Annotated in this window: 9 protein-coding genes; 2 read left to right on the top strand and 7 right to left on the bottom strand. The window is 68.5% G+C overall.

Features of this window, described 5'->3' with window-relative positions; all coding sequences use genetic code 11:
* The 3 genes from VED21_RS00045 to VED21_RS00035 form a co-directional block, all read right to left on the bottom strand.
* On the bottom strand, positions 1 to 1,038 hold a 1,038-nt coding region (locus tag VED21_RS00045), incomplete at its 3' end, for a metal-dependent hydrolase family protein (protein WP_324880252.1).
* A gap of 59 nt (positions 1,039 to 1,097) precedes the next feature.
* Complete coding sequence (locus VED21_RS00040; protein WP_324880251.1) at positions 1,098 to 1,880, bottom strand: alpha/beta hydrolase; 783 nt, start codon at positions 1,878 to 1,880, stop codon at positions 1,098 to 1,100.
* 4 nt (positions 1,881 to 1,884) lie between these two features.
* On the bottom strand, positions 1,885 to 2,772 hold the full coding sequence (locus tag VED21_RS00035) for a fumarylacetoacetate hydrolase family protein (protein ID WP_324880250.1): 888 nt from the start codon (positions 2,770 to 2,772) through the stop codon (positions 1,885 to 1,887).
* 202 nt (positions 2,773 to 2,974) lie between these two features.
* On the opposite strand from VED21_RS00035, the gene VED21_RS00030 reads away from it, so the two are divergent.
* Positions 2,975 to 3,730 carry a FadR/GntR family transcriptional regulator gene (locus tag VED21_RS00030; protein WP_324880249.1) on the top strand — a complete coding sequence of 252 codons (756 nt, stop codon included), beginning with the start codon at positions 2,975 to 2,977 and terminating at the stop codon, positions 3,728 to 3,730.
* Between the two features lie 37 nt (positions 3,731 to 3,767).
* Here the strand turns inward: VED21_RS00030 and VED21_RS00025 are convergent, their stop codons facing one another.
* From VED21_RS00025 to VED21_RS00015, 3 genes are all read right to left on the bottom strand, one after another.
* Positions 3,768 to 5,945, bottom strand: coding sequence for a malate synthase G (locus VED21_RS00025; RefSeq protein WP_324880248.1), 2,178 nt, complete (start codon positions 5,943 to 5,945; stop codon positions 3,768 to 3,770).
* Positions 5,946 to 6,148: 203 nt separating this feature from the next.
* The gene (locus VED21_RS00020) at positions 6,149 to 6,877 is read right to left on the bottom strand and encodes a Bax inhibitor-1/YccA family protein (RefSeq protein ID WP_324880247.1); all 729 of its coding nucleotides are present in this window, start codon (positions 6,875 to 6,877) and stop codon (positions 6,149 to 6,151) included.
* Positions 6,878 to 6,969: 92 nt separating this feature from the next.
* The gene (locus VED21_RS00015; protein WP_324880246.1) at positions 6,970 to 7,950 is read right to left on the bottom strand and encodes a TerC family protein; all 981 of its coding nucleotides are present in this window, start codon (positions 7,948 to 7,950) and stop codon (positions 6,970 to 6,972) included.
* Positions 7,951 to 8,176: 226 nt separating this feature from the next.
* Here VED21_RS00015 and VED21_RS00010 point away from each other — a divergent pair, with 226 nt between their 5' ends.
* A complete protein-coding gene (locus tag VED21_RS00010) occupies positions 8,177 to 8,503 on the top strand; it encodes a hypothetical protein (protein ID WP_324880245.1) in 327 nt (108 codons plus the stop codon).
* Here the strand turns inward: VED21_RS00010 and VED21_RS00005 are convergent.
* Positions 8,494 to 8,715, bottom strand: coding sequence for a hypothetical protein (locus VED21_RS00005; protein WP_324880244.1), 222 nt, complete (start codon positions 8,713 to 8,715; stop codon positions 8,494 to 8,496). The genes VED21_RS00010 and VED21_RS00005 overlap by 10 nt on opposite strands.
* Between the last annotated feature and the right edge of the window lie 374 nt (positions 8,716 to 9,089).

The raw sequence follows: 9,089 nt of genomic DNA, 5'->3' as shown, positions 1-9,089 counted from the left end.
GCCGCAGTAGTCGACGAAATACTCCAGGTCCCGGGCGTTGGTGCCGTGCGGGATCCAGGCGAAGCCGTAGTCGCCGCCGGGCAGCACGCGGATGCCGCGCTTCAGCATCTTGCGCATGGTCTCGCAGGCGATCTCGGTTTCACGCTGGTACTTGATGGCGAGCGGGCTGTCCGGTTTGATGCCCCAGTCGGCGGCGTCGCGGCCGGTGCGGATCAGCCACGCCAGGGCCGGCGCCACGATGTGCTTGTGCTTGGCGGCCTCCAGCATGTCCAGGGCCTCTTCGTCGGCGTAGGAGGCGTGATAGATGATGTCCACCCCGTGGCGGACGCACATCTTCACCGATTCCGCCGAGCGCGCGTGGGCGCACACCCGCTTGCCCCGGCGGTGCGCCTCGCTGACGGCCATGGCGACCTCGTCGTCGCACATGGGCGTCTCCTCGGCCGCCACGCCGGCGATCTCCTCGCCGGAGATGTTCAGCTTCAGGAGGTCCACGCCGTACTTGATGAACATGCGCACGGCGCGGCGGATCTCCTCCGGCCCCGTGACGATCCAGCCGAAGCTCAGCTCCGGCGCCGGGATGTGCGGCGGCGAGGTGTCGCCGAGGCCGCCGGTCGTGGCGATCTCCTGCCCGTTGGCGAGGTAGCGCGGGCCGGGAATCAGGCCGCTGTTGATGGCGTTGCGGATCACCACGTCCAGGCGCGGCTTGGCCGCGGCGGCGCCGACGCAGGAGGTGAAGCCGCTGTCGATGTAGGTCTTCGCCACCTTGGCGGCCCACAGCGTGTGCTCCTCCGGCGGCATGCGCTGGATGGATTCCAGGTCCGGCTGATCGTTCCAGGAGAAGTGGGTGTGCGCCTCGGTCATTCCGGGCATCAGCGTGGCGCCGGCGCCGTCGATCACCGTGGCGCCCACGGTGGGCAGGCTGCGCAGGCTGCGCGCGACGCGGCGGATGCGGTTGCCCTGGATCAGCACCTCGCCGGTGTAGGGGTACTCGCCCGTGCCGTCGAGAATGCGCACGTTCGTCACGAGAACGTTCGCCATCGGTATCCTCCCTCTCTCCGCCCGGCCATCTATCGCGACCTTGGGTGTGGCGGTGGTGTCTAGCCGCGGGCCATCAGGGCCTCGCTCAGGATCGCGGTGCTGTCGGTGGCCCGCTCCAGCGGGATCCAGTGGCCGCAGCGGTTGAGCACGCGCACGGCCGCCGCCCCGTTCATGCGGTCGGCGATCGTCCGCGCCACCGAGGCCGGCGCCACCGCGTCCTCATCCCCGGCGACCAGCACGGTGCGCGCCCGGATGCGGGCGGGATCGGCGGCTTCCGCCCCGGCCAGCGCCTCGCAGGTCCTGGCGTAGCCTTCCGGGCACTGGCGCATCACCGATTCCCGCACGAAGGCGGCGACCGCCGGCTGGTTCGTGCGCGTGTCGCTGGACAGCGATCCCTGCACGATGGCGTCGGCGATCGGCTGCATGCCCTCGTCCCGGGCCTTGGCGGCGCGGTCGCGCAAGCCCTGCCGCCCGGCGTCGGCCGGCGCCATCAGCGGGCCGTAGAGGGTGAGCGAGCGGACGAGGTTCGGGTGCTCCACCGCCAGATGCTGCGCCACAATGGTGCCCAGGGAGTGGCCGGCGACATGCGCCCGTTCGATGCCCAGAACCTGGCAGACCTTCGCCATGCCGGCAACGAACAGGCCGATGGAGAGCGGGCTTTCCGGCGTCTTCGACCGCCCCGATCCCGGCAGGTCCGGCCGGATCAGGCGGTAGCGGCTGCCCAGCGCCATGGCCTGCGGCGCCCAGGTGTTGGAGGTACCGCCCAGGCCGTGGATCATCAGCACCGCGTCGCCCTGCCCGTCCACCTCGACCGCCATGCGGTCGACCGTCACGGTCGCCATGGCGTCAGCCCTCCACCGGGTTTTCCAGGATGCCGATGCCGCCAATCTCCAGCTTCACGCGGTCGCCGGGCTTCAGGAACTTCGGCGGCGTGAAGCCCAGGCCGACGCCGGCCGGCGTGCCGGTCAGGATCAGGTCGCCGGGCTGCAATGTGATGCCGCGCGAGATGGTCTCGATCAGCGTCGGCACGTCGAAGATCAGGTCGCGGGTGTTGGAGTTCTGGCGCAGTTCCCCGTTCACCCAGCAGCGCACCGGCGTGTCGGCGAGGTCCACCTCGTCGGCGGTGACGATCCACGGGCCGAGCGGGCAGAAACTGTCGATCGACTTGCCCAGGAACCACTGCTTGTGCTTGGCCTGGATGTCGCGGGCCGTCACGTCGTTGGCGATGGTGTAGCCGAAGACGTGGTCCATGGCGGCATTCTTCGGGATGTCGCGGCCAGCGCGGCCGATCACCACCACCAGTTCCACCTCGTAGTCGATCTGGTCGCTGACCCCGTGCGGGTAGCGGATCGCGGCGCCGGGGCCGACGACGGTTTCCGGCAGCTTGGTGAAGACGATCGGATGCTCGGGAATGGCGTCCGCCGCGCCCTTGGCGCTGCTGTCGAAGCCGGAGCGGGCGAACTCGTGCGCGTGGTCGTGGTAGTTCTTGCCGACGCACATCAGGTTGCGCCGCGGCTGCGGGATCGGCGCCAGCAGCCGCACCTGCGACAGCGGAATGCCCGGCCCCGTGCGCACCAGCGCGCCCCGCAGATCGCGCCAGCCGCGGATCACGTCGGCCATGCCGAACGGCTTCGGCGCCCAGGCCGGCGGGTCCACCAGCCACGCCCGCCCCTCGGCATCGTCGACCTGCGCGACCTGCGCGCCTCCCTCCCCCTGAACCGTCGCCAGCTTCATCGGCTGCGCCTTCTTTGTTGGATGAACCTTATCGGTCTAAAATCGCCTCATCGCTGGTCCATCGTGATCCCGATTGGTTTGCTAGGTCAATTAGCCGTACGGCTGATTATTCGTATACCAATCGAGCAGATTGGCGCGGTGCCGCGCGTCGCCGTATGGTTCACATTGGTGCGCCCCAGGCGCGCAACCGGGGCCGGCGTCCATGACCAAGCCGCTGATCACCAAGCCGCTCATCAGGGCCGACGCGAAGCCGCTCGACACGCTGGGCCGGGCCCAGGTCGCCTACGACCACCTGCAGCGCTCCATCGCCTGCGGCCTCTGGCGCCCGGGCGAGCAGTTGCCGACCGAGCGCGACTTGGCGCAGTCGCTGGGGCTGGCGCGCAACACCGTGCGCCGCGCGCTGGACATGCTGGAGGCGGAAGGGCGCATCGCCCGCGGCGTCGGGCGCGGGACGTTCCTCGTGGACGGCGGTTCAGGCAACGGCATCGCCGTCACCCTGGCCGACGGCGTGCCACACATGTTGCCGGCAGGCTTCCTCAACGCCAGCCCGGCGCAGGTGATGGAGGTGCGCATCCTGCTGGAGCCGCCGGTGGCCGAACTGGCCGTCGGCCGCGCCACGCTGTCCGACTTCGCGGAGATGGACCGCTGCCTGCGGGAGTCCGAGGCCGCCCGCGGCATCGCTGAATTCGAGCATTGGGATGGCGCCCTGCACCGGGCGATCGTCGCCGCCTGCCGCAACGACCTGCTGGACGCCTTCTACACGGTGCTGAACCGCATCCGCGACCGGGCGGAATGGGGCCGCCTGAAGGAGCGCAGCCTGACGCCGGAGCGCCGGCAGTCCTACGAGGCGCACCACCGCGCCATCGTCGCCGCCATGAAGGCGCGCGACCCGGCGGCCGCACGCGACGCGGTGAAGATGCACCTCGTCGCCGTGCGGGACGCGCTGTTCGGAGCGTAACGGCCCGCCCGCGCCTGTGCGGGGGCGGGCCGTACGATCAGCCCTGCGCCTTCGCTTCGATGCGGCGGCGGTGCAGGACGGGCTCGGTGTAGCCGTTCGGCTGCTCGCGGCCCTTGAACACGAGGTCGCACGCGGCCTGGAAGGCGACGCTCTGCTCGTAGTTCGGAGCCATCGGGCGGTACAGCGGGTCACCGGCGTTCTGGGTGTCCACCACCACCGCCATGCGCTTCATGGTCTCCATGACCTGCGCCTCGGTGCAGATGCCGTGGTGCAGCCAGTTGGCCATGTGCTGGCTGGAAATGCGCAGCGTGGCGCGGTCTTCCATCAGGCCGACGTTGTTGATGTCCGGCACCTTGGAGCAGCCGACACCCTGGTCGATCCAGCGCACGACGTAGCCCAGGATGCCCTGCGCGTTGTTGTCCAGCTCCTGCTGGATCTCGGCTTCCGACCAGTTGACGCGGTCGGCCATCGGGATGGTGAGGATGTCGTCCAGGCTGGCGCGCTTGCGGCTGGCCAACTCGGCCTGACGGGCGGCCACGTCCACCTCGTGGTAGTGCAGCGCGTGCAGCGTCGCGGCGGTGGGCGACGGGACCCAGGCGGTGTTGGCGCCGGCGCGTGGGTGGGCGATTTTCTGCTTCAGCATCTCGGCCATCAGGTCGGGCATGGCCCACATGCCCTTGCCGATCTGCGCCCGGCCCTTCAGGCCGCACAGCAGGCCCACGTCGACGTTCCAGTCCTCGTACGCCTTGATCCAGGCGGCGTTCTTGATGTCGGCCTTGCGGATGACCGGGCCGGCCTCCATGGCGGTGTGGATCTCGTCGCCGGTGCGGTCGAGGAAGCCAGTGTTGATGAACACCACGCGCTCGGCCGCCGCGCGGATCGCCTCCTTGAGGTTCACCGTGGTGCGGCGTTCCTCGTCCATGATGCCCATCTTCATGGTGTTGCGGGCCATGCCCAGCGCATCCTCGACCCGGCCGAACAGCTGGGAGGCGAAGGCGACTTCCTCCGGCCCGTGCATCTTCGGCTTCACGATGTACATGGAGCCGGCGCGGCTGTTGCGATGCTTGCCCAGGCCCTTCAGGTCATAGAGCGCGATGAGGCCGGTGACCATGGCGTCCAGGATGCCTTCCGGCGCCTCCGACCCGTCCTTCAGCAGAACGGCGTCGTTGGTCATCAGGTGGCCGACGTTGCGCACCAGCATCAGCGCGCGGCCGTGCAGCGTCAGCGTGCCCTTGCCGTCCGGCGTGGTGTAGGTGCGGTCGGGGTTCAGGTGACGCTCGACCGTGCCGGTGCCCTTGGGGAAGGTCGCGGTCAGGTCGCCGCGCATCAGGCCCAGCCAGTTGCGGTAGACCACCACCTTGTCGGCGGCGTCCACGGCGGCCACAGAATCCTCGCAGTCCATGATGGTGGTCAGCGCCGATTCGACGATCAGGTCGGCCACGCCCGCCGGGTCGGTCTTGCCGATGGCGTGGCTGCGGTCGATGCGGATTTCCAGGTGCAGGCCGTTGTTGGCCAGCAGGATGGACGCGGGCGCCGTCACCGCGCCGGTGAAGCCGGCGAACTTCTCCGGCTGCGCGAGCGCCACGGTGCGGCCGTCCTTCAGCGTGACGCGTAGCGCCCCGCCTTCGATGGCGTAGCCGGTCGACTCGGCGTGGCTGCCCTCGGCCAGCGGGGCGGCGCGGTCCAGCACGCCGCGGGCGTAGGCGATGACCTTCTCGCCGCGCTTCGGGTTGTAGCCCGCACCGCGCTCCGCGCCGTCGGCGTCGGGGATGGCATCGGTGCCGTACAGCGCGTCGTAGAGGCTGCCCCAGCGCGCGTTGGCGGCGTTCAGGGCGTAGCGCGCGTTCATCACCGGGACGACCAGCTGCGGGCCGGCGGTGGTGGAGATCTCGGGGTCGACGTTGGAGGTGGTCACGGTGAAGTCCGGACCCTCCGGCAGCAGGTAGCCGATCTCCTGCAGGAATGCCTTGTAGCCGGCGAGGTCGGCCGGCTGGCCGCGGCGCGCGCGGTAATACTCGTCGATCTTGGCCTGCAGCGCGTCGCGCTTGGCCAGAAGCTCGCGGTTGCGCGGGGCCAGGTCGTGCAGGATGGCGTCCAGCGCCGACCAGAACTGCTGCGAGGACACGCCGGTGCCCGGCAGGGCCTCGTCCTCGATGAAGCGGTGAAGCTCGGCGGCAACCTGCAACTCGCCGGCCTTGATGCGTTCGGTGACCATGACTGCTGATTCCTTCCTGGGTCGATACTCGGCGGTTCTTGCTTTTTTCGCTTTGGCTGACGCGTCTCACCGCGTGCCCGGCGGGGCACGGGCCACACCGTACACGCTCGCGCGCGCAGCGAAAAGAACAAGGGAGCCGTAACCGGGAAGGAAGCGGTGGGGGACCGGCCGAAGGCCGGCGGCGGCCGGTCCCCCGCGCAGGATTACTCCTCGCGCTGGCCCATCAGCTGGAGCAGCATCTGGAACAGGTTGATGAAGTTCAGGTACAGGCCGAGCGCACCCATGACCGCCAGCTTCATGTTCGCCTCATGGCCGTAGCCCTCGGCGTACTCTTCCTTGATGCGCTGCGTGTCGTAGGCGGTGAGGCCGGTGAAGACCAGCACGCCGATGACCGAGATGGCGAACTGGATCGCCGAGGAGCCGACGAAGATGTTCACCAGGCTGGCGATGACGATGCCGATCAGACCCATCATCAGGAAGGCGCCCATCTTCGACAGGTCGGCCTTGGTGGTGTAGCCCCACAGGCTCATGCCCGCGAACATGGCGGCGGTGATGAAGAAGACCCGCGCGATGCTGGCGCCGGTGAAGACCAGGAAGATCGACGCCATGGACACGCCCATGACGGCGCAGAACGCCCAGAAGGTCGCCTGGAGGGCGCCCACGGACATGCTCTGGAAACGCCAGGACAGCACCATGATGAAGCCCAGCGGGGCCAGCATGACCACCCACTTCAGCGGCGTGGTGAAGATCGGTACGTACAGCGCCGGGGTGCTGGCGACCAGGAAGGCGACCACGCCGGTGATGGCGAGGCCCAGCATCATGAAGTTGTAGACCCGCAGCATGTGCTGCCGCAGGCCCAGGTCGAAGGCCGCACGATCGATGGTGGGGGCGGCCGTGCCCCATCGGTTCTGGTTCGGGTACTGGTCGAACATGCAAGTCCTCCTGCGGGTTCAATCCGTCAACGGCGCCCGCTGACGAGCGGGCGCCGATCGTTTCTTGATATGGGGAAAGCGGCGGTCGCGGGTCAGTCGGCCGAGCCCTCCTGCACTGCGATCCGGTCGGGCTGCGGCGCGCGGCTGGCGGCGGCCTGGTTGTCCGAACGGGTCTTGATCAGGGACAGCACGACCGAGCCGGCGATCAGCGTGGCGGTGACGCCCAGCGCCAGCGCGGTCGGCACCTTCCAGACGTCGATCAGCACCATCTTCGTGCCGATGAAGACCAGGACCAGCGACAGGCCGTACTTCAGGTAGGCGAAGCGGTGGATGATGCCGGCCAGCGCGAAGTACAGCGAGCGCAGGCCCAGGATGGCGAAGACGTTGGAGGTGTAGACGATGAACGGGTCGCTGGTCACCGCGAAGATGGCCGGCACGCTGTCCAGCGCGAACATCAGGTCGGTCGCCTCGACCATCACCAGGACCAGCAGCATCGGCGTGGCCAGCAGCACCCCGTTGCGGCGCACGAAGAAGTGCGCGCCTTCGTAGGTGTCGGTCATCCGCACGTGGCGGCGCACGAAGTTCAGCAGGCGGTTGTTGGCCAGGTCCGGCTCGGCGTCCGCGGCCATCAGCATCTTGAAGCCGGTGAACAGCAGGAACGCGCCGAACAGGTAGATGGTCCAGTGGAACTGCTGGATCAGCGCCGTGCCGGCGAAGATCAGCGTCGCGCGCATCACCAGCGCACCCAGGATGCCCCAGAACAGCACGCGGTGCTGGTAGGCGGGGGGCACCGCGAAGTGCCCGAAGATCATCGCGATGACGAAGATGTTGTCGAGCGACAGGCTCCATTCGATGAGGTAGCCGGTCGTGAACTCCAGGCCCTTCTGGGCGCCCATGAACCAGTAGACGCCCGCGTTGAACGCCAGCGCCAGCGCCACGTAGCCGCTGCTGGTGATCAGCGCCTCGCGGACGGACACCTGATGGGGACGGCGGTGGAAGACGCCCAGATCGAGGGCGAGAAGAACGACGACGAAGGCGTTGAAGCCTATCCAGAGCCAGGGCGATGTCTCCATCGAGCCCTCCAAATGCGGTTACGCCCGTCGGCGCAAGAGCAGGTGAAGGGATCCGACATCACAGGTGGCGACCCACCTGCCAGAGGGGCCCGGATCCGAGCAGGCCTTTCACGTAGACTCTGCCGCGCATCCTGTCAAGGGGGGCTCCCGCGCGATCAAAACGCCTTGGAACGGTTGTCCCAGGGGCCATATGGGGCGGCAGGAGCAACCACCCGAGCAGGTGTTCGTGAGCGATAATCATCACCGGCGGCTCGACCGCCGGGTCGACCGCATCCAGGGCAGGCTGCCCGACCCGATGGCCAGGGCGCTGGGCCGGATCCGCACCCCGTCGGCCACGTGGATCCGCGTGCCGGCCGGCATCCTTCTGGTGCTGGGCGGGATCTTCAGCTTCCTGCCCGTGCTGGGCGTGTGGATGCTGCCGCTGGGCCTCGTCCTGCTGGCCTACGACATCCCACCGCTGAAGGCGCCCATCGGCCGCGTCCTGGTGTGGGGCGAGCGCCGCTGGCGCGAATGGAAGCGCCGCCGGCGCGGCAACGCCCGGCCCTACTCGTAATTCCACAGCATGTAGAGCCGCACGGCCAGCGCGTGCAGGTCGCCGGGCGGCGGCGCATCCGGGCCGCGCGCCTGGGAGGCGCGCCGGAGGGCCGTGTCGGAGAGGGCCATGTCGGACGGCGCATCGGGAGAGGACCCGTTGGCGGCCAGCCGCCCGGCCTGCAGCCGGCCGCCATACCGCAGGACCGACTGCGGCCAATCCGGTTCGTGCATCCCCTCCCCCACCGCATTTTTTGTCTTGGAATGCACTATACTGCAACCGCCAAGCATGAACAATCCCGCCCTTCGGCGAGGGGTTGCCCGGCGGATGCAACCGGATGCAACACGATGCAACGCATTCGGGCATGTGTTGCATTCGCCCACCGGCCCCGTTTTTCGCACGGGCCGCCCGCGCGCAGACGCCGGCCCCATGGTCGCATCCACCATGCCTCAATCTAGGAATATTGTCAAATCCCGGGAAGACCGAGGACCATGTCGGACGACCGTCGGGTTTCGAATGACGCGCCACCTACCGAACGCAGTTTTTTGACACAGATGGACACAGATGGACACAGATGAAGAAGATCTAATATTTTTTATTGATCTGT

The sequence above is a fragment of the Azospirillum sp. genome (assembly GCF_035627195.1).
In the GTDB taxonomy this organism is placed as follows: Bacteria; Pseudomonadota; Alphaproteobacteria; order Azospirillales; family Azospirillaceae; genus Azospirillum.
This window is presented reverse-complemented; position numbering and strand designations above follow the sequence as displayed.